The 20,482-nt window shown below is 47.6% G+C and carries 17 protein-coding genes and 4 riboswitches; of the genes, 5 read left to right on the forward strand and 12 right to left on the reverse strand.

Annotated features, from left to right (window positions below; genetic code table 11):
- Window positions 1-279 precede the first annotated feature (279 nt).
- The 3 genes from ITJ88_RS11255 to ITJ88_RS11265 form a co-directional block, all read right to left on the reverse strand.
- Window positions 280-1,191 (reverse strand): proline dehydrogenase family protein, encoded by a 912-nt coding sequence (locus tag ITJ88_RS11255; protein WP_195865826.1) that lies wholly within the window; start codon window positions 1,189-1,191, stop codon window positions 280-282.
- An 83-nt stretch (window positions 1,192-1,274) separates the two neighbouring features.
- On the reverse strand, window positions 1,275-2,579 hold the full coding sequence (locus ITJ88_RS11260; RefSeq protein ID WP_195865827.1) for an NCS2 family permease: 1,305 nt from the start codon (window positions 2,577-2,579) through the stop codon (window positions 1,275-1,277).
- A gap of 135 nt (window positions 2,580-2,714) precedes the next feature.
- Window positions 2,715-2,816: riboswitch (purine riboswitch) on the reverse strand.
- Window positions 2,817-2,967: 151 nt separating this feature from the next.
- Window positions 2,968-3,501, reverse strand: a complete 534-nt coding sequence (locus tag ITJ88_RS11265; RefSeq protein WP_195865714.1) for a hypothetical protein — start codon at window positions 3,499-3,501, stop codon at window positions 2,968-2,970.
- Between the two features lie 400 nt (window positions 3,502-3,901).
- Between ITJ88_RS11265 and ITJ88_RS11270 the strand changes: the two genes are divergently transcribed.
- A complete protein-coding gene (locus tag ITJ88_RS11270) occupies window positions 3,902-4,579 on the forward strand; it encodes a DUF1643 domain-containing protein (protein ID WP_195865715.1) in 678 nt (225 codons plus the stop codon).
- Between the two features lie 238 nt (window positions 4,580-4,817).
- Here ITJ88_RS11270 and guaA read toward each other — a convergent pair whose 3' ends face one another.
- The 9 genes from guaA to mtnK all read right to left on the reverse strand — a co-directional run bounded on the left by guaA (window position 4,818) and on the right by mtnK (window position 16,892).
- Window positions 4,818-6,338 carry a glutamine-hydrolyzing GMP synthase gene (guaA, locus tag ITJ88_RS11275; RefSeq protein WP_195865828.1) on the reverse strand — a complete coding sequence of 507 codons (1,521 nt, stop codon included), beginning with the start codon at window positions 6,336-6,338 and terminating at the stop codon, window positions 4,818-4,820.
- A 129-nt stretch (window positions 6,339-6,467) separates the two neighbouring features.
- Window positions 6,468-6,569, reverse strand: a riboswitch (purine riboswitch).
- A 40-nt stretch (window positions 6,570-6,609) separates the two neighbouring features.
- Entirely contained in the window at window positions 6,610-8,682 is a 2,073-nt protein-coding gene (locus ITJ88_RS11280; protein WP_195865716.1) for a transglutaminase TgpA family protein, read from the reverse strand.
- Window positions 8,679-9,761, reverse strand: a complete 1,083-nt coding sequence (locus tag ITJ88_RS11285; RefSeq protein WP_195865717.1) for a DUF58 domain-containing protein — start codon at window positions 9,759-9,761, stop codon at window positions 8,679-8,681. Before ITJ88_RS11285 ends, ITJ88_RS11280 begins: the two co-directional genes overlap by 4 nt.
- Window positions 9,758-10,714: an AAA family ATPase gene (locus ITJ88_RS11290; RefSeq protein WP_087681966.1), complete on the reverse strand. Its 957-nt coding sequence runs from the start codon at window positions 10,712-10,714 to the stop codon at window positions 9,758-9,760. Before ITJ88_RS11290 ends, ITJ88_RS11285 begins: the two co-directional genes overlap by 4 nt.
- A gap of 365 nt (window positions 10,715-11,079) precedes the next feature.
- Entirely contained in the window at window positions 11,080-12,084 is a 1,005-nt protein-coding gene (locus ITJ88_RS11295; RefSeq protein WP_195865718.1) for an ABC transporter permease, read from the reverse strand.
- Window positions 12,081-13,589, reverse strand: a complete 1,509-nt coding sequence (locus ITJ88_RS11300) for a sugar ABC transporter ATP-binding protein (RefSeq protein WP_195865719.1) — start codon at window positions 13,587-13,589, stop codon at window positions 12,081-12,083. Before ITJ88_RS11300 ends, ITJ88_RS11295 begins: the two co-directional genes overlap by 4 nt.
- Window positions 13,586-14,668, reverse strand: coding sequence for a sugar ABC transporter substrate-binding protein (locus ITJ88_RS11305; RefSeq protein ID WP_029340727.1), 1,083 nt, complete (start codon window positions 14,666-14,668; stop codon window positions 13,586-13,588). The genes ITJ88_RS11300 and ITJ88_RS11305 overlap by 4 nt, the downstream gene beginning before the upstream one ends.
- A gap of 11 nt (window positions 14,669-14,679) precedes the next feature.
- Window positions 14,680-15,729 (reverse strand): S-methyl-5-thioribose-1-phosphate isomerase, encoded by a 1,050-nt coding sequence (gene mtnA / locus ITJ88_RS11310; RefSeq protein WP_195865720.1) that lies wholly within the window; start codon window positions 15,727-15,729, stop codon window positions 14,680-14,682.
- Window positions 15,726-16,892 (reverse strand): S-methyl-5-thioribose kinase, encoded by a 1,167-nt coding sequence (mtnK, locus tag ITJ88_RS11315; protein WP_195865721.1) that lies wholly within the window; start codon window positions 16,890-16,892, stop codon window positions 15,726-15,728. Before mtnK ends, mtnA begins: the two co-directional genes overlap by 4 nt.
- 78 nt (window positions 16,893-16,970) lie before the next feature.
- A riboswitch (SAM riboswitch) is annotated at window positions 16,971-17,074 on the reverse strand.
- Window positions 17,075-17,279: 205 nt separating this feature from the next.
- Window positions 17,280-17,381: riboswitch (SAM riboswitch) on the forward strand.
- A 70-nt stretch (window positions 17,382-17,451) separates the two neighbouring features.
- Here mtnK and ITJ88_RS11320 point away from each other — a divergent pair.
- From ITJ88_RS11320 to ITJ88_RS11335, 4 genes are read left to right on the forward strand one after another with little or no spacing between them, the layout of a single operon-like run.
- Window positions 17,452-18,642 (forward strand): 2,3-diketo-5-methylthiopentyl-1-phosphate enolase, encoded by a 1,191-nt coding sequence (locus ITJ88_RS11320; protein ID WP_195865722.1) that lies wholly within the window; start codon window positions 17,452-17,454, stop codon window positions 18,640-18,642.
- Window positions 18,639-19,298: a 2-hydroxy-3-keto-5-methylthiopentenyl-1-phosphate phosphatase gene (locus ITJ88_RS11325; protein ID WP_195865723.1), complete on the forward strand. Its 660-nt coding sequence runs from the start codon at window positions 18,639-18,641 to the stop codon at window positions 19,296-19,298. Before ITJ88_RS11320 ends, ITJ88_RS11325 begins: the two co-directional genes overlap by 4 nt.
- Entirely contained in the window at window positions 19,295-19,915 is a 621-nt protein-coding gene (locus ITJ88_RS11330; protein ID WP_023467033.1) for a methylthioribulose 1-phosphate dehydratase, read from the forward strand. Before ITJ88_RS11325 ends, ITJ88_RS11330 begins: the two co-directional genes overlap by 4 nt.
- A 16-nt stretch (window positions 19,916-19,931) precedes the next feature.
- Window positions 19,932-20,468 (forward strand): 1,2-dihydroxy-3-keto-5-methylthiopentene dioxygenase, encoded by a 537-nt coding sequence (locus tag ITJ88_RS11335; RefSeq protein ID WP_023467032.1) that lies wholly within the window; start codon window positions 19,932-19,934, stop codon window positions 20,466-20,468.
- Window positions 20,469-20,482: the final 14 nt, after the last annotated feature.

Below are 20,482 nucleotides of genomic sequence, written 5' to 3' on the forward strand. Positions count from 1 at the left end.
ACGAAGCTTGCGCTTCATTCGTTTTTGTATTCCGTAGAATACGATTTTTGCCTCATCGTTCAGTTTTCAAAGTTCGTCTACCGCCTTAGCGACTTTAATAGATTAACAGGTTGTTTTGATTATGTCAACCATGCTTTTTAAAAAACTTTTCAGCCCCAACGAACCGTTTATAAAAGGCGTCTCGCTGGAACATTTATTAATATAACAACAAAATTCGACAAACACAAGCATTATTTCAAAAAAACTTTGCAAAGAGTTTGAATCCTCTTCGCAAAGTCTTTACCTTCTTAACATAGCACCTACTGTAAACGCGATATTCGCCGGGCGTTCTGCTAACCGTCTCATCAAATACGTATACCAATCCACACCATGCGGAACGTAGATGACAACACGATACCCTTGTCGAACTAATTCTTGTTGTCGTTTCGGTCGCATGCCTTGAAGCATTTGAAACTCGAACTGTGATCGATCAATGTCTCTCATTTGAGTAAAGTCAATGATTTGTCGAATGATCTGTTCATCGTGTGTCGCGATCTGAGTGTAGTTGCCTTCTAACAAATTAACCTTCACTAACTGAAGGTACGTCTCATCTACTGTCTTTTTCGGTTGAATATAGATTTCATCGTCTCCATCGTACGCTCCTTTGACGACTCGGATTGTCGCATGAAGACGTTCTACATCAAAACGACTTCGATGGACATTTGCCTGTAGCGCAATCCCGACGTTCGGATAATGTTCATGTACACGCTCGAATATTTGGATAATCGCCTCGACCATCATCGCTTCTTCCATATTGACTGTCACACGCATATTTTGTTGATCTGCAACCTCTGCAATGCGACTCAACTGTTGATAAGCGATATCCGAATCAATTCTTAATCCGATTGATGTCAGCTTTAAAGATACTTGTGCGTCCAGATCATGTTCTTTAATTTGCCCGATGACTTTAATACATTCATTTGCGATGTCTACCGCGTCCTGCTCCGTCTCAATGAACTCTCCTAGACAATCCACCGTAGCGGCTCGTCCATCTTGATTAAATTGTTTCACCGTGTCGAGTGTCTCTTCAGCGCCCTGCCCTCCGACAAATAACGTCCCACCAAGCGGCAATCCAACTTTTCTCGCTAATTGAATCAGTAACCTATTCTCAGCCAAGTATTCGAACACAGGTCCAGTAATCTGCTGTAACATCTGAATCACCCTCTCTTTTCTCCCTTACCCTCTCCCAATAAAAAAACGTCTTTCTTCTATATAGAAGAAAGACGCAGTTTGGATTAATGCAACCAGATGAAGTAACCGAGGAAACCGAGTGATAATACATACATGATCGGATGCACTTCTTTTGCTCGTCCTTTCGCGATCATCGTGACCGGATAGAAGAGGAAACCGAATGCAATCCCTGTTGCGATTGAATACGTTAACGGCATCATGATGACGGTCAAGAACGCGGGAACCGCATACTCGAATTTTTTCCAATCGATCTGGAGCAATGAAGCTGCCATCAATACACCGACGATGATTAATGCAGGTGCCGTGACCGGCGCTGTGATAATTGCAAGTAATGGTGAGAAGAATAAAGCAAGACCGAAGAACAATGCTGTGACGATTGCCGTCATACCTGAACGACCACCTGCTGCGACCCCTGCACTGGATTCAACGTAAGAAACCGTTGTTGATGTTCCAAGAATCGAACCTGCTACCGTCGCTGTTGAGTCAGCGATTAATGCGCGACCAGCACGCGGTACTTTATTTTCTTTAATCAGACCAGCTTGGTTTGCTACTGCAACCAACGTACCTGCTGTATCGAAAAAATCAACGAAGAAGAAAGTCAGGATGACGATCATCATTTGAACCGTGAAGATTTCATCAAAGTGGAGGAATGCCTGTCCAAATGTTGGCGCGATACTCGGTGGTGCTGAAACGATTTCACCAAGGCTTGTTGGGACTGGAATCAAACCGAAGATCATTCCAGCAATCGCCGTCACGATCATTCCGAAGAAGATTGCGCCTTTGACACCACGTGTCATCAAGATCGCTGATACGACAAGGCCAAATACCGCGAGAAGTGTTGTTCCTTTACTTAAATCACCGAGTGAGACGAGTGTCGCTTCATTCGCAACGACGAGACCACCTGTTTTTAAACCGATGAACGCGATGAACAATCCGATACCTGCTGCAACAGCCATTTTCAACGGCTCTGGAATTGCGTTGATGATAACCTCACGAATACCTGAAGCCGTCAATACCATGAAAACAAGACCTGAGACGAGAACGCCTGAGAGTGCAGTTTGCCACGGAATACCCATTCCGATGACGACACTATAGGCGAAGAAAGCATTTAGTCCCATACCTGGTGCAAGCGCGATCGGATAGTTCGCGAGTAACCCCATCGTGATGGAACCAATCATTGCGACGAGCGCCGTTGCTCCGAAGACCGCTCCTGCATCCATTCCCGCGTCTGCTAATGTGTTTGGATTGACGAATAGGATGTACGCCATCGCAAAGAATGTCGTCATGCCGGCGATGAACTCTGTACGCATGTTCGTACCAAGCCCATTGAAGTCAAAGAAACGCGCAATCGCATTTTCTTTTGCTTTCGGTTGGTGTGGCTGTTTCAATTGTGTGCTCATGATTGCCTTCCTTCCAAATAAGCCGTCTCCTTGAAAACAAAAAACGGCCCTTACCTAAGCGGTAAAAGCCGTTTCAATAAGCGCACGATGCTGCGTGTGCGCCGTAGTAGGAACCTTTACGGTGTTCCTGTAGAGACTTCCGGGCCCTATCCCCAGAATTATACGGCATTATTTATGTTTTTTTAGTGGTATGAAAAATAAGAACAGACACATCGTAGCACGGTCAAATTCATGGGTCAACCATAAAAGCGAAATTTAACCACTTAATTTATCCGAACGTTCGGTTTTGAAAACGTTTTTTTGAAGGATATTTCACGATTGTTAGAAATTCGCCCTGTCACTGAGCGTATATATTTTTAAAGTAGTCGGATAATAGTCCCTCTCCTTTAAAGCGATCCTCTAAAACGTTTTGGATCTGCTGTAATTCATTTTCACGTGTTCCGTAAGTATTTGAGAGTGACCCGAGATAAGAATACGCATAAATTGGTTCATCTGGACATAGTTCATGAGCACGTCGTAACATGGATGCGCCTTTTTCTTCCCACTCGTTGTACTCTCCAAAATAATAAGGAGTCATCGAAATCATATAACCAAAACACCATAGAAAGTCCTCATGGTTCATAAAATAACGTAAACCATCGTATGTAACTTCCTTTAGTAAAGATTCTAATTCCTCAATATCTATATCGTTCTCTGTAATTCCTAATGGTCCGTGTTCAAAGGTGACGTACCAACAAAAAAAGCCCAGTCGAATGACTGTTTTGAGATCTTCGGGATGGTGTCTCCAAGAATTCAAAAGATAGCGTTTAGCTTCATTCCATTTTTCTAGTTTTTCTAATTGATCAACTTCAGTCCATGTCCAGTCTATCATAAGGCAGTATCCCTCTTTTCCATTAGATGATGTATTCCATAATACAGAAAGAGTCTACGCTTCTCAGCAAACTGGAACTAAAGTATCTAAATTCGTCGGTTCAGTTTTAAAACGTCCAACGGTTTCATAATTTCGTTCACAAAAAGCCCCCTTTCATTCACAAATCATGCGAACAAAAGAGAGCTTCATTTTTTAATATAGTTGTTGAAGGTGGTTTCGACGTCACATCTTACAGGACGCGGTTAACGTTCTGAACTGAGATTTTCTCGATAAACTCTCTAAATACTATATATTCATCTGAACTTCACATTATCGTTGAAAACACTTTGAATATTCTATATTTAAAAATAGTCTAGTATAAATTAGAGTTGATATACATTGATAGAAAGTGGTGATAAAAATGACTTTAAAAGATTATCCTGATTATGTAAAAGTTCCTGTCAAAGTTGATGATACTTCAACTCCTATTAGATGTAGATTTTCATTAGTGGCTGAAATCAATGATAGATCCAACTCCAATTCAGTACTAGTAGTAATGATGAACCCTAGTAAAGCTACTGATAAAAAAACTGACTCTACAGTATTTAACATTATAGAACACTCTTATAATTTTTTGAACGCAAAAAAGGTTGAAATTTTAAACTTATATCCTTTTTATGAACCTAACTCATCTAAAGTAAAAACATCTACCTCAAAACTAAAAGATAGTGAATATGACAAATTAATGTCCCAAAATATATGCACAATAAAAAACTCATTTAAATGCAACTATGATTATATCATTTTAGCTTGGGGTAACGCTCCCAAATCATTTACTAGTAAGGAACACAAAATATTAGGTCAGAGTGTATTATCCTCTATAAACGATACATCAAAACATAAAATATATGTCTATTCCTTTAATAAATATAAAGGTTTGACTGTAAAAAATAATCCTTTTCATCCATCTCGAAAAGGAAAAATTATTGGTATTCAAAAAGTCACATCGTTTTCTATATTGAAAAACCACCCCAAATATTCCATTATGCTTGATTCAAAATACTTAAAAAATAAAAATATAGGAGATATTTTAAAATAAAGATGTTGTGACCCGCTTGAATTTACTACTAAAAAATTTCTTTTTTTCAACAAATACTCTCTTTTTTAACTTTATAACTTCTGTGGATTTTCATAAGTTTACTAAAAATTTGGATAGTACAATACAAAAGTCCCTACAAAAGCAATAGTTTAATTAGCTAAACTGTTGTTCTTGTAGGGACATATTATGTGCATAAAAGTTTTACTCTTTTATATATTACTTAGTTTTTTAATCATCATTATTCCCACTCAATCGTTGACGGTGGTTTCGACGTCACATCGTACAGGACGCGGTTAACGTTCTGGACTTCGTTGACGATTCGAACCGAGATTTTCTCTAACACGTCCCATGGGATACGTGCCCAGTCTGATGTCATTCCGTCAATGGACGTGACAGCGCGGATGCCGACCGCATAGTCGTATGTCCGCTCATCGCCCATGACACCAACCGAACGGATTGGAGGAAGGACTGTGAAGTATTGCCAGATTTCGCGCTCGAGTCCTGCTTTTTTGATCTCATCACGAAGAATGAAATCAGATTCGCGAACGATTTCGAGTTTCTCATCTGTGATTTCACCGAGGACACGAATCCCGAGACCTGGTCCTGGGAACGGCTGACGCCACACGATTTCATCTGAAAGACCGAGTTCTTTCCCGAGTTCACGGACTTCATCCTTGAACAACGTGTTGATCGGCTCGATCAATTCAAACTGCATGTCTTCCGGCAGTCCACCGACGTTGTGGTGTGATTTGATTGTTTGTGCCGTATCCGTACCACTCTCGATGATATCCGTATAGAGTGTACCTTGCGCAAGGAAGTCCATATCCGTCAGCTTCGCTGCTTCTTCGTCAAAGACGTAGACGAACTCGTTGCCGATGATTTTACGTTTCTGCTCCGGATCTGAGATACCACGGAGTTTGTCGAGGAAACGATCCTGGGCATCAATCTTGATGACGTTCATGTGGAAGTGATCCGCGAATGTCTTCATGACGCTTTCCGCTTCACCTTTACGCAGTAAACCGTGATCGACGAACATACATGTCAATTGATCACCGATTGCTTTGTGGATCAAGGCTGCGACGACAGACGAGTCGACACCACCAGAAAGTGCACAGAGGACTTTTTTATCACCGACTTGTTCTTGAATCTTCGCTACTTCGATTTCGATGAAGTTCTCCATCGACCAGTCGCCCGCACATTGACAGACTTCAAAGAGGAAGTTCTTAAGCAATTCTTTCCCGAAGACCGTATGGTTGACTTCCGGGTGATACTGCACACCGTACATTTTCAATTCTTCGTTCTTGATCGAAGCGATCGGACATGACACGTTCGTTCCATCGACGACGAAACCGTTTGGTACAGATGTGACGAGGTCACTGTGGCTCATCCAGACCGTTTGTTCAAGCGGTAGGTTCGCATACATCGGTGACGGGTCTTGTAACGTCAATGTGGCTTTTCCATATTCACGATGTCCCGCACGTTCCACTGTTCCGCCGAAATGTTGTGACATGAGCTGCATGCCGTAACAGATCCCGAAGATTGGAATACCGAGGTCGAAGATTTCCGGGTCACACCGGTACGCATCCTCTGCGTAGACGCTACGTGGACCACCTGAGAAGATGATACCAGCAGGTGCGATTTCCTTTACTTCTGCTGCAGTGATTTTATGCGAATGCAACTCACTGTAGACACCAAGGTCCCGAATACGACGTGTGATCAATTGATTGTACTGTCCTCCAAAATCGAGGACGAGAATCATTTCCTGGTCCAAATGTGCTTCCAAATCTGTTCCCGCCTTTCTGATTTCATGCGTACCCTATGAAAAAAGCCCACTCTTCGCCCATGGATAAAATGGAAAAAGAGCAGGCCGCTTCACAAAAAAATGTATACGAAGGGTCTGCTCCTTCATAGTCAGGTCGTTTAAGGTGACCCGGTAGAGACTCTCGCGCCATATTCGCGAGTATATACAAAGGAGATTGCATGTGTGTGATTTACGTTGTTCCCATTGTAACTGTATCGTTTCGTAAATATCAACCCTCTACATGACGAATGATATTTTCGAAATATTCACGTTTTTTCTCAGCCGACAGTGATTCTCCACCATAGACCATCCGTTCGTAAGCATCCGTCAACGGTCGCATCGCATACGTCTCGTAGTACCCATCGACTTCATGAGCGAGTTCTGCAAGCGTCCGACCATCTTGATAATGGAATCCTTTTTTATCAAGACGTCGTAAGAGGTAGCGATACATCCGGCGGAATCCTTCCGGTCGCTCGATTTGTCTTCGGAAGAAGAGAATCGCGAGCGTTCGAATGATTGGTTTTCGGAACAGATAGAGGAACAAGAGAGCAAGTGCCGTCAGGAAGATTGGCCAAAATGGAATCGACTTCTGCTCCGTCTGTCCAGCGCTAGTCGTCTGTTCTTCATCAAGAAGATTTTCTTGCGGACGATTTGGCGTCGTCGTCTCCGTATTATCTTCTGTCTCACGTTGCGGATTTGCTTGTTCCGTCTCGTTCTCCGTTTCCCGATCGATCGTGTATTGTCCTGCTCCATCGAAACTGACTGTTGGCTCAAGCGGTACCCAGCCTGGTCCTTCGATGTACACTTCGACCCACGAGTGCGCATTTTTATTCCGCACTGTATAACTCGTCACGGCAGCTCCGATGACGTCGGATTCGCCTCCTGTGAACCCTTTCACCCAGCGTGCGGGTAACCCGGCTGCCCGTAGCAAAACAGCAGCCGACGTCGAGAAGTTATCACAGTATCCGAGCTTCGTCTCGAATAGGAATTGATCGACGTAATCCTGATTTTCTCCTGGTACAGCGACTTCCTCCGTATTATATTCAAAGTTCTCTTCTTCGAAATAATTTTCAATCGCCCGTGCTTTGTCCCACGGTGTCTCCTCACCCTCAACGATTTGTTCCGCTAAATCACGGACCCGCTGTGGTAAGCCATCCGGCAGTTGGAGATACCGCGCTGTTTCATTCTCCGATAAATTGACGGGTTCATCTGTCTGGAGTTGTTCTTCCGTAAAGAGCGGATACGAATAGTCAATTTGATAGTTACGTTGACGATCCGCCTCGTCTAGATACGATATTTTTTGATTCTCTGGATCAACCAGTACATTTTGTCGTTGTTGATCGACCGAGACCCGGACATTGTCTCCGTTGTATGGCACGAACGGTAATTCACGTGCCATCTCAAACGTCGCTGTTTCCTCGCGTGTCTTGACTTCTCGCCCGAAGTGCGAGAAGAAACCCCGTCCATCGATTTCCGGGTTCGATTCCGACAGCACCCAGCCTTTGCCCGTGTAAATATCTTTCGTCTCGACTCGCCAGTATCGGTTCCCTTCACTTTCGACTTGGAAGACTTCCCGGTCGTCCATCTGGAACGGTCCTCCGAGTTGCTCATCATTGTTACCGTAGCCAACCTTTTGAATCGCATTTGTCGGCTCTCCTTCACCTTCAAGACCGGACGTCAAATCGTACCAACTGTCTTGCCATGTCGCATTGATGACAGGACTTTGGACAGCAGCGACGATGACGGCACCCATGATGAATAAGGCACTCAACGGACGAACGTAAGAAGCACGTGGTCGTTCGTTGACCTCCGTCGCATACAGCAACACCAAGGACAAGATGATCGGATAGAGAATGAACGTCTCTCCCGAGTAATCCGTCCATGTATCACAATACGCGATGAATCCAATGACTCCGAAGGCAAGCCCGAAGACGAACCCACGATTCGGGAACGTCCGACGCGCGAGATAGGCGATCAAAAAACTAATCAAACCGATCGAGAGCGCGAAAGCGGGTCGTCCTGGTAATTCACCATTGATGACGCTCTGAATATCTGAACTGATTTCCGTAAAGATGCCCCATGGTGCTGCTCCCGGCGTCAAAATCAGATAGAACGACAGCAGTAATCCACCGAGACTTCCGAGTAAAAAGTAACGCCGCGATAGATGCGACAACAGCAACGGCAGAAACAGCATCGGTAAGAAGGACCAGAGATGTTCGAACGTCGTCAGTTCGAGAAGTGGTGGCATGAAACAAGTCAGGACGGATGCCGCGATGGCGTTCCAAATCAAACGTCGCATCATCGCACTCCCCTCCGTTCTGGTGTATAGACATGAACGGTGGCTTCTTGATTAATCTTCGAAATCCATAGTTCATTGTTCGATTCAAGATCCGGTGTGATGAAAAGGACGTTGCCACTCAGTCGAAGTGCTTTTGACGAGTACTCCCATGACTCGATGAACGTCCGCGTCCGACTCGGCTGCGCCGTCATCAGGTAATGCGTCAGCTTCGCTCCTTCAAGCGGTAACGATAACGATTGAACGGCATGTCCGACGAGGTGAATTCGGTAGCTCAGACGTCGTTTGTTCAACTGATCCGTCGCTTCTGCCAGCATCGAGATGACGCGTTCGAAGGCTTCACCCGCTTCCGTCCCCTCATCAAAGACGATCGTCGTCTCCCGTTCTTGCTCTCGCTCGAACGTCTTCGTCATTAAGCCTTGGCGTTTCGCTGTCGCTTTCCAGTCGATCTGATTCATCCGGTCACCACTGACGTATTCCCGGACCCCGACGACAGTAAAGGACGATTGACGAAGATCAAGCGACACAGGGGAGATTCCCCCATCGCCACGATCCTCCTCATGCGGAAGTTGAACGGCAAGACGTGCCGGTTCGATTGCAAGATACGTCTCGACCGGAAACATCCGCTTCCGTTTGAACAGACCGAATGGATCCGTAATTTCAACGATACAGCCAGGAATCTGATAGACTCCTCGACGAATCGATGGAATCGTGTAGTCGATTTGCTCTGTCTTTCGGTAGTGGGCACGGAGCGGACGGCTGATATCGAGTTTTTCTTCGCTGAGTTCGTTTGGAATCGCCTCCGTCACCTCGACGGCTCCGACCAGAAACGGAAAACGCCGGCGAACCCGTAAGGAAACCGGGATATCCGTTCCGGCAACGAGCATCTTATTCGAGACTTGGCGCGTCGCCAGTGCCTGCGTGACGGGCCAAACGAGGAAGAGCGTCCAGTAGAAGGTCAAACCAGCCATGACATAAAACAGCAAGGAAGCGACATTTCCGCCATCGACGCGCGCATATGTCCATAAGGCAACCGTCGTCAAAAGGAGTACAGCGTAACGCCAACCAATTTGCCACTTCGTCATAGGGACTCCACGTCTTGTTGGATCGGTACAGCAACCTCTTTTTTGATTTGTTCTAAAATCCGTTCAGACGATTGACCGTGATAACGCGCGTCCGCTGTCAAAATCAAGCGGTGTGACAGGACCGGAATCAAGAGATGTTTGACATCATCCGGTAACACGAAACTGCGCCCTTCCATGTATGCCCATGCTTGCGCGACTTTCATCAAGGCAATCGAAGAACGGGGACTTGCGCCGAGATAAAGTGAACCGTTCGTCCGGGTCGCTTGGACGAGATGGACGATATATTTTTTGACAGGCTGTGAGACATGGACGTTCTTGACTTCTTCTTTCATCTGGAGCAATTGATCGCGACCAATCACCGCTTCGAGCGTTTCAATTGGTTCATCCCGTTCGAAACGTGTCAGCAGCTTCATTTCTTGGTGGAAATCAGGATAACCCATTTTGACTTTGACGAGGAAACGGTCGAGTTGTGCTTCTGGTAACGGATACGTTCCTTCGTGTTCAATCGGGTTTTGTGTCGCCATGACGAAAAAGGGATTCGGAAGCGTATGAATCTCACCATCGACGGTGACGTTCGCTTCCGCCATTCCCTCGAGTAAGGCAGATTGAGTTTTCGGTGATGTTCGGTTGATCTCATCGGCTAAGACGATGTTCCCCATTAGAGGACCCGGTCTATATTCGAATTGGCTTGTTTTCTGGTTATACATCGATACACCCGTCAAATCCGACGGAAGTAGGTCTGGCGTGAACTGAACACGTTTGAAGGTCAACCCGATCGATCGGCTGAACGCACGGACGAGCATCGTCTTCCCGACTCCCGGTACGTCTTCTAATAGGACGTGACCGCCCGCTAGTAGTGCTGCCAATGATTGTGTGATGACATCTTCCTTACCGATGATGACTTTCTCTACGTTGTCGATAATCGCTTGAATCTCCTTAGTGTATGTTCGCATTGTCAGGCCCCTTGCTCTCGTAGTAGTTGAATTTTCTGACTTTTTATATCATCTCATATTCCGCTACGCTTTTAAAGAAATACGAGCAGTTTCTAGCACATGAAAAAGGGGGAACGCCGTAGCGTTTCCCCCTTATTTGTTTCAGGAACGAACACATGCCGTGATCCGTTCTTGAACCGTGCAGTTGCACGTAAAACACGAATACATCCGTGTCAATGGACAACGTTCGTCAAGTCCGGTGATCCTCTTCTTTCAGAAGCGACATGCGATCGTTCCCTCTACATTGGTAATCATTCATGTGCATCACCATCCTTTCATATATTGAATATTACCGAATATGTTATAAACGAAACGTCGAATTTTAATTATTTTTTTCGATACCGCGCATAGGTCGTCGCGAGTGCGACCGCAAGGACCAGCCCTTTGATGATATTCAACGAATAGTATGGAACAGACAGCATGACGAGACCATTTTCAAGAATCCCGACGAGACAAGCCCCAACGAGTGTGCCAAGCGCATTCGGCTTCCCTTGTCCTGCGAACGACGAGCCGATGAATGCCGCCGCAACCGCTGGCATCAGATAACCGGAACCGGCATTAATTTGTGACGATCCGACTTGTGACGCAAGTAAAATTCCACCGATTGCCGCAAGTAATCCAGCAATCAGATACGCGAGTGCCCGGTAGCGGTTGACACGAATTCCTGTCAATCGTGCGGCTTCCGGATTCCCACCGATGATATAGAGAAAACGACCGTGTCGCGTATGGCTTAAGAAGACATGTGTCATAGCGACGACGACGAGCATGATGACGATGATCCAAGGTGCCTGGCTGATTTTCGCGAATGCCTCCGGAATCGTGCCGACTGTTGGTGTACCGTCCAAGCGCGGCATTCCGGCACTGATTGAACCACCACCGGTATACGTCATCGCGACACCTTCGACGATGAACATCGTCGCAAGCGTCGCAAACAAATCCGGAATCTTAAACCAGACGATGAGTAAGATGTTCACCAGAGCAACGCTAAGAGATAAGAGAAGTGCTAAACCAATCGAGACACCGAGCGGTAGACTGTACCAGACGAAGAACGAGACGACGAAAGAACTCGCAAGCGTCGCGGTCGACCCGACCGATAAATCAAATCCATTGACCGTCAAAGAGACGGTCAAGCCGATCGCGATAATCGTCACGATGGAGATACTTCGTAAAATATTAATCAAATTCGTCCCTTGTAGGAATGTTGGAGCCGTCGTCGCAAAAAACAGGACGAGGGCAAGGATCGCGAGGACGATCCCCCAGTCGTTCAAGAATCCGAGGACAGGACGTAAACCCTTCCCTCGGTTCGTTTGTTTTGATACTACCTCATTCATCGTTGCCCTCCTCCTGTCGCATACCACAACAAGGTTTCTTCTGATGTGTCCGCCGTCTTCGTTTCATGGACGATCCGTCCATCGAACATGACGTAGATTCGGTCCGTGACGGTCAAAAGTTCATCCCATTCACTCGTCGCGTAAAGGATCCCTTTTTGTTGTTGCGCGAGTCCGTCAATCAGACGATAGATATCTTGTTTGGCTCCGACGTCGACACCTTTTGTCGGTTCGTCCAAGACGAGTACAGAAACATCGGTCAGTAACCATTTTCCGATGGCGACTTTTTGTTGATTCCCACCGGATAGTTGACCTACTTCCTGTTTCACGTCTGCCACTTTAATGCCCAGCTCCTTGACCCATTGCGATGCCTGATCTGCTTCTTTACGACGATCCATCAGCCCCCAGCGGTTGACGAAATCATGAGCTGCCGCTGCTGTCAGGTTTTCTGCGACAGAATCGGCAACAAGAATTCCTTCTTTTCGTCGTTCTTCTGGAACGAGACCGATTCCCGCTTGAATCGCCGCTTGTGGATTGCGAAGGCGATGGGCTTTGCCACCTATCCGAACCTCCCCTTCCTGAAACGGGCGATCACCGAACAATGCTTTGCATAATTCCGTTTTACCGGCACCGACAAGACCCGCGATACCAACGACTTCACCTGCTTGAACCGTCAAGGAGATATCGTGGACGTCCGCATTCGTAGCACTCTCGACCGTCAATACGTTCGTTGCATTTACCCGTGACGTTTTCGCAACAGACGTAAGCTGACGCCCGAGCATCTGCTCAACGACAGCTTCCTTCATGATGTCTGTCAAAAGATGTCGTGAGATGAGTTGACCGTCGCGCATGACCGAGATGGAGTCGCAAATCTCATATAGTTCCTGTAAACGATGCGAGATGAAGATGATCCCAAGCCCTCGTTCGGCTAAACGACGCACGACTGAAAAGAGATGGCTTGTTTCCGCCTGACTGAGCGGTGCCGTTGGTTCATCCAAAATCAAAAAACGGCGTTCTTGGACGAGGGCGCGAGCAATCAATACGAGTTGCTTTTCAGCAAGCCGCAACTCCTCGACGCGTGTCTTGACGGAAATATCCGCCTGTAATGTCGCTAACGCTTCCTTGGCACGCTGTATGTAACGGCGCTGGGATACGAAGCCAGTCATCGTTCCGTCCGTCAACAGATCGAGACAGATATTCTCAGCGACCGTCAAATACGGGACAAGTGCCACATCGACCTCTTGTTGGACGAGGTCGATTCCAATCTGTTTCGCATCACGTGGTGACGTGATGGACAACTCCTGCCCGTCGAGACGGATCGTTCCTTCGTCCGCCGTTTCCGCTCCGGATAAGACTTTCATCAACGTCGACTTACCGGCACCATTCGCACCGACAAGCGCGTGGATTTCACCGGATTTCACTTCAAATGAGACCTGTTTTAAGGCTTGCACTCCTGGAAACGCCAGTGAAATCCCGGTCATCTTCAAGTGATGATTGGTAGACGTCATTGTTTTTTATGGACGTCACGCAACCGGTCCATCCACGGCTCATTGAATTTGTCCGATGTACTCCAACCTTTGATGATCGTATCGAGATTATACATCGTCGTGTCCTGCTTCAATGCCTTCTGCTCCACGAGTTTCGCATCGAGATCAAAGCTATCCGGCGTCTTCTCTCCGGCAATTTTCTTAGCCAATAATCGCATGTCCGTTTGTCCAATCAAGAATGGATCCACCGCACTCGTCGAGACCCAGTTACTGCCTTTTTCACGCATCAGGTTGATATCCTGATTCGAGACATCGATCGAGATTAGCGGGATTTCTTGACGTTTATTATCCTTGAGCGATTTATAAGCCCCTTTTGCAACTTCGTCCCACGCTCCCCAAACCGCATCAATACTTCCTTTCGGATATTTCGCGAGAATCGCATTCATCTTCGTTGCGATATCCCCTTGGACATCTTGGAAGTTTGTCGGTCCAACCGTCTCAAGCGTTTTGATTTTGCCGTCTGCTTCGTACGTCTTATAGATTTCCTGACGACGATCGAGCGGGGCAAAACCTGGTCCGAACCAAAGTTTGATGACACGGACCGGCTTTTTGTCCGTCACCTTCGTCACTTCATCAAGCGATAGCTTCGCGAGTTGATGATCGTTTTGGAACGTTTCCGTCACACCTTTTAACGCCGTTCCTTTTTTCTTCGTGACCGTATCAAACGTCACGACCTTCAGTCCTTTATCGACCGCCGGTTTGATCATGTCATAGGCGTAGTCTTCCTTACCGTGCGAGATGATGAGCCCATCATAATCTTGCTGAATCGCTTGCGCGACAAGCTCCTTGAACTTGACGTCGTTACCTTCCGAAATGAACGTGCTGACTTTAAAGCCGAGCGCTTCGCCTTCACTTCGTGCGCCATCAAGGAATTGTTTCGTATGATCATCCGATGCCAGGTTGCGGATGACGGCGATCTTGACGTCTGATTGAACCCCTTTTGGTACATCCTTGACGACCTTCGTCGTCGTGGCTTCTCCATTCGCACAAGCCGCTAGTAACAGTGCCGGTGCTAGGACGGCGTAAGCTAGTTTTTTCATGACATATCTCCTTATCCGAGGGGTTGAAGCCCTGTTAATTGTTCAATCGTTTCTTCATTCGGTTGCGTGATGACACCAAGTTCGGTGATGATGCCTGTGATGAAGGTGTGTGGTGTGACATCAAACGCCGGGTTGAAGACGGCGATGCCTTCCGGTGCTGTCGCAATACCTTGGACAGTCATCACTTCTTGCGGATCACGTTCTTCGATTTCGATCGCGTCTCCGGAAACGAGCGAGAAGTCGAACGTCGAGAGTGGTGCTGCGACGTAAAACGGAATACCAAAAGCTTGCGCGAGCAATGCCAATTGGAACGTCCCAATCTTATTCGCGGTATCTCCGTTTCGTGTAATGCGGTCGGCACCGACGATGATTGCATCGATCTGTTTTTCTTTCAGCGTATGGGCGACCATGTTGTCCGTAATTAACGTGACATCGATGCCGGCACGTTGCAGCTCCCATGTCGTCAATCGTGCTCCCTGCAGTAACGGTCGCGTCTCACTCGCAAAAACGGATAATTCAATGCCGCGTTCTTTTGCGATGTAGAACGGCGCAAGTGCTGTTCCATAAGCAGCGGTCGCAATCGATCCAGCATTACAAATTGTTAGGATCCGGTCGCCTGATTGGAATAATTCCAGTGCATGAATCCCGATTTGACGTGACGTCTGCGCATCCTGGTCGTATAAGGCGACCGTCCGTTTTTCCAACCGTTCGCGAATCTCTTCTACCGACGTCCCGTCTTGAATGATTGGATTCAATTGATTGAGGACATTTCGCAAGTTGACGGCCGTCGGTCGTGTCGCAAGTAACGTCGCTGATGTCTCAAGCAAGGCTTGCTTGTAGACCGGAAGCGCCGCTTCAAAGCGGTACGCTTCTTGAACGAGCACGAATCCACCGAATAAGCTGATCGCAGGTGCGCCCCGGACACGTAGTTGTTTGATCGCCTCAACCGCTTGCGCGAGATCAGCAATGACTTCATAGTGCTCTTCTTGCGGTAGACGTGTCTGATCGAGAATCGTCAAGACACGGTCTTCGTAACGAATACTTTGAACGAATGTAGTCATCGGCTGAGTTCCTCCGTTACGTCAAAGTTTCGTAAATCATCGAATGTTCGGCATTCTGTACGGCGTTTGATTAACGCCGATCCTAGACGGAGCACGTGACGTTTTCGCTCTAAGCGTTCCGTCGTTGAATCGATCGATTCTAAATCAGCGACCGGTGCAAGACCGATCGTCCGCCGAATCAATTCGCAACCGGCAAAGCCAAGGGCATCCTGCAAGATCGTGCTCAGTACATCATCGACGAGTCCTGATGCCTGGAACGGTTCGACGGCTTCCCGTTCCCATAATGCACGGAACGTTGAAGCGAACGTCAGCCAGAACGTATCAATGTCCTTGATTCGGGCGTCACGTCGTGTAGGGTAATCCGGATATGCTGCGAAGAATAGATGCGCAATGAACTGTCCGACATCGAATCCGAATGGACCATAAAAGGCGAATTCTGGATCGATGACTTTCGTTTCCGTCGCCGAGGCGAAGATGCTGCCTGTATGTAGATCGCCGTGCAGCAATGCATCTCCTTTCGTGATGAAGAGCGCTTCGAGTTTTGCGACTTCGCGTTTCAACTCATCGTCTGCCCATAGACGTGCCACCTCTTCTTCGAGTCCGGATTCAATCTCGTTCGTCTCCGCGTCATGAAACGGATCCGTGAAGATTAATTTTTCCGTGATGTCGCACAAGTCTGGATTGTAGTACGTTCGGGCGACACGTTTCTTTTCAACCGGACCAAGCGCAAAGTCCGATGTATGGAATAACGTCCGAGCGAGATAAGAACCGATATGTTCCGCAAGCAACGGATACTGTTCACCTGCGAGTAAACCGCTTCGAACGATCGTCAGATGTGAAAGATCTTCCATGACCGTATACGCCTCTTCATGACTAGCATGAAAAACACGTGGCACGAACGGTACCGCATGCCGTGCGAATTCACGGAGTGCGGATTGCTCGATCCACGCCCGTTCGAGCGATAACGGCCAGCTCTCCCCGACGACCTTCGCATATGGTAATGCTTGTTTTAAAATCAAGCGATGTTCACCCTCTCGAATTCGAAAAACGAGGTTGAGGTTGCCGTCGCCAATCTCTTCTGCTTCGACGGCTCCGTCGCCGATCAGTCCTAATGTCCGAACACGATCAATCGCGTCCTGTTCTGTGAATGCTTTGTATGTCATCTCAGTTTCCCCCTATGTGATACACGAAAAAGCGCCTCTTTTCGTCATCGAAAAGAGGCGCAGGAAAGTCACTGCGTCCTCTTATCTCTCAGACGAAACGTCTGTTGGATGTAGCACCGTGCCTAGTGGTCGGTTGCTGCGGCGTCATCGGGCCAATTCCCTCTGCCAACTCGCGATAAGAGTCGTATGTAGTTGTCGTGTGTGATATTGATTTGAATCTTACGCAATCGACTTCCTCGCTGTCAAATCGAAATCAAGCAGAAACGGACATCATTTTTAAGTCATCTATAGAAAGAGTATTTTCAAAAAAATAAATTTTCTAAAAATAGTTTGACAAGTCACGATTCTCATGTAAAAATTGCAATTAGATTTCACAATTTCATCCAATTCTTATCAAGAGCAGACGGAGGGACAAGCCCTACGATGTCGCAGCAACCGACCTTTTGGCACGGTGCTAATTCTTGCAGCTACTAAGCTGACAGATAAGAGTCCACGTTCGAATCATTCATGGTCTCTTGTCGCTGACGAGAGACCATTTTTTTGTTGAAGGAGGAAAGACATGGCTTATATCACTGCTACTTATCAATTGACTGTCCGTGATCGACTCGAGCAGCGCGCTGAACAACTCGCGCTTGGTCTGACAGTCGGTTCTTGGACGGAACTGAATCATCTCGAACAACAACAACTCGCCTCGTTCAAAGGGGAAGTCGTACATACCGAAGAGCGCGATGGCAAAGGATATATCACGATTCGTTACCCGGAACATAACGTATCGCGCGACTTTTCTGCGATTCTGACGACCGTCTTCGGGAAACTCTCACTCGACGGTGAAATCAAATTAACAGAATTGCTACTACCCGATACATTTACGTCGGACTTTCCAGGTGCGAAGTTCGGGATCGAAGGGGTCCGTTCCTTGATCGGTGTCGAAGATCGCCCATTATTAATGAGCATCTTCAAAGGAGTCATCGGACGCGATTTATCGTTCCTTCGTGATCAACTCGAAGGACAACTCGCTGGTGGGATTGATCTCGTCAAGGACGATGAGATCCTATACGACAATCCGTTGACACCGACGATTGACCGGGCACGGATCGGACGTGAGGTCATCGATGCTCACTTCCAACGGACCGGTAAACGTGCGTTATATGCGATCACACTCAGCGGTCCCGTCTTTACGCTCAAGGATCAAGCCAAGCGATTGATTGATGCTGGAGCGACTGCTTTCTTGCTGAATACCTTCACATACGGACTCGACGTCTTACGCGAACTGGCAAGTGATCCGGAAATCAACGTTCCGATCTTCAATCATCCGGCATATAGCGGTGCGTTGATCGCTAGCCCGAATCACGGAGTCGCAGCCCCTGTCTTACTCGGCACATTACCGCGTGCTGCTGGAGCAGACTTGACGCTATTCCCGTCTCCTTACGGCAATGTCGCTTTGCCAAAGGATGTCGCTCGTGGCATCGCGGTCGAAGCGACCCGTCTCGGGCAGACAAAATCAATCTTCCCGGTTCCTTCAGCCGGTATTCATCCTGGACTCGTCGCTCAACTCGTACGGGACTTCGGGATCGATTCCGTCATCAACGCCGGTGGCGGCGTACATGGTCATCCGCAAGGTGCTGCGGCTGGCGTCATTGCTTTCCGTCAGGCACTCGATGCGGCACTCGCAAATGAATCCCTATCGACGGCAGCATCGCGTCATGAAGAATTACGAATTGCCCTCGACGCTTGGGGGATCAAGTCATGACCGTACGGATTCTTTGTGACTTCGACGGGACGGTGACGACACAGGATAACATCATCGCACTCATGCAGGCATTTGCGCCAGCGCGTGACTTCGAACCGTTAAAACGCGGCGTACTCGACCGGACGTTATCGATTCAAAGTGGTGTCGGACAAATGTTCGCACTTCTGCCATCTGATGGGAAAGCGTCCTATCTTGACTTTTTACTGGAGCGCGCCGTCATTCGCGACGGATTTTCGGAGTTGCTTCAGTACAGTCGTCGTCAAGACATCGATTTCTCGATCGTCAGCGGTGGAATGGACTTTTTCGTCGAACCGATCTTAGCGCCCTTCCTCGACCAAGAACAGATTTACTGTAACGTCGCTGATTTCAGTGGTCCATTCGTCCATATCGATTGGCCAAACGCCTGCGATGCCCATTGTACGAACGGGTGCGGCTGTTGTAAAACGTCCGTTGCCCGGACACTACGTAAAGACGGTGACGTCATCATCGTCATCGGCGACTCGGTGACGGACTTCGAACTCGCAAAACAAGCGGATCGTGTCTATGCCCGTGATTATCTGATCACGTTGTGTGAAGAGAACGATATCGCCTATACACCGTTTGAGACGTTCCACGATATCGTTCATGATTTAACACGAGCGGAGGTGACAACATGACATTCATGCGACGCTATGAAGAATTACGTGCCATCAAACAAGAGCTTGCGGCGCGTGATTGGTTCCCTGGTACGAGTGGCAATCTCGCCATCCGGACATCCGGTGTCCCGGTTGAATTCCTTGTGACGGCAAGCGGAAAAGATAAACGGCAGACGACTCCTGACGACTTCGTTCATGTCGATGCGACCGGTCAATTGATCGGTGAGCAATCCGGGCGTCCTTCCGCTGAGACATTGCTCCATGTCGAAGTGTTCAATCGAACGGACGCCGGTTGTTCCCTGCATGTCCATACGATTGCGAACAATGTGATTTCGGAACTCTATGGCGATCAAGGCAGTATCACCTTTTCCGGTCAAGAAATCATCAAGGCACTCGGACACTGGGAAGAGGATGCGACGGTCACGGTACCGATCATTCCGAATCATGCGGACATCCCGACGCTTGCCGCTGCTTTTGCACCGCATGTCACAGCAGACAGTGGTGCCGTCCTGATCCGCAATCACGGGATCACTGTCTGGGCACCGACCGCCTTTGAAGCAAAGAAACACCTCGAAGCCTTCGAGTTTTTATTCAATTACACGTTGACGTTGCAATCATGCCGTCAATCCATTCATTAAAAGGAGGAATCATCTCATGGCAACAGTCTTATTCCAAGAAACAAACACACGGTATACGGATCAAACGGAAGTCGCTGACTTCCTTGCGTCACGCGGCGTTCTTTACGAACAGTGGGACGTTTCGAAACTTCCAGCGCCTCTCGTTGAGAACTTCACACTGACGGATGCAGACAAACAAACGATTCTCGATACGTTCGCTCCAGAAATCAAAGACGTATCAGAACGTCGTGGGTATCAGACAGCTGATATCATCTCACTTTCGGATACGACACCGAACCTGGATGAGTTGCTCGTCAACTTCCAGAAAGAACATCACCATACGGATGATGAAGTTCGTTTCATCGTCAGCGGTCATGGCGTCTTCGCGATTAAAGACGAAGAAGTCGGCTACTATAACATCGAACTCAATCCTGGTGATTTGATTTCCGTTCCTGTTAACACACGCCACTACTTTACGCTTCAAGACGATCGTAAAGTCGTTGCTGTTCGAATCTTCGTCACGACAGACGGCTGGGTTCCGATTTACGAAAACGAGACGTCAACGGTCTCTTAAGAACGATATAAGCG

The sequence above is a fragment of the Exiguobacterium abrahamii genome (genome assembly GCF_015645365.1).
Taxonomy (GTDB): Bacteria; Bacillota; Bacilli; order Exiguobacteriales; family Exiguobacteriaceae; genus Exiguobacterium_A; species Exiguobacterium_A abrahamii.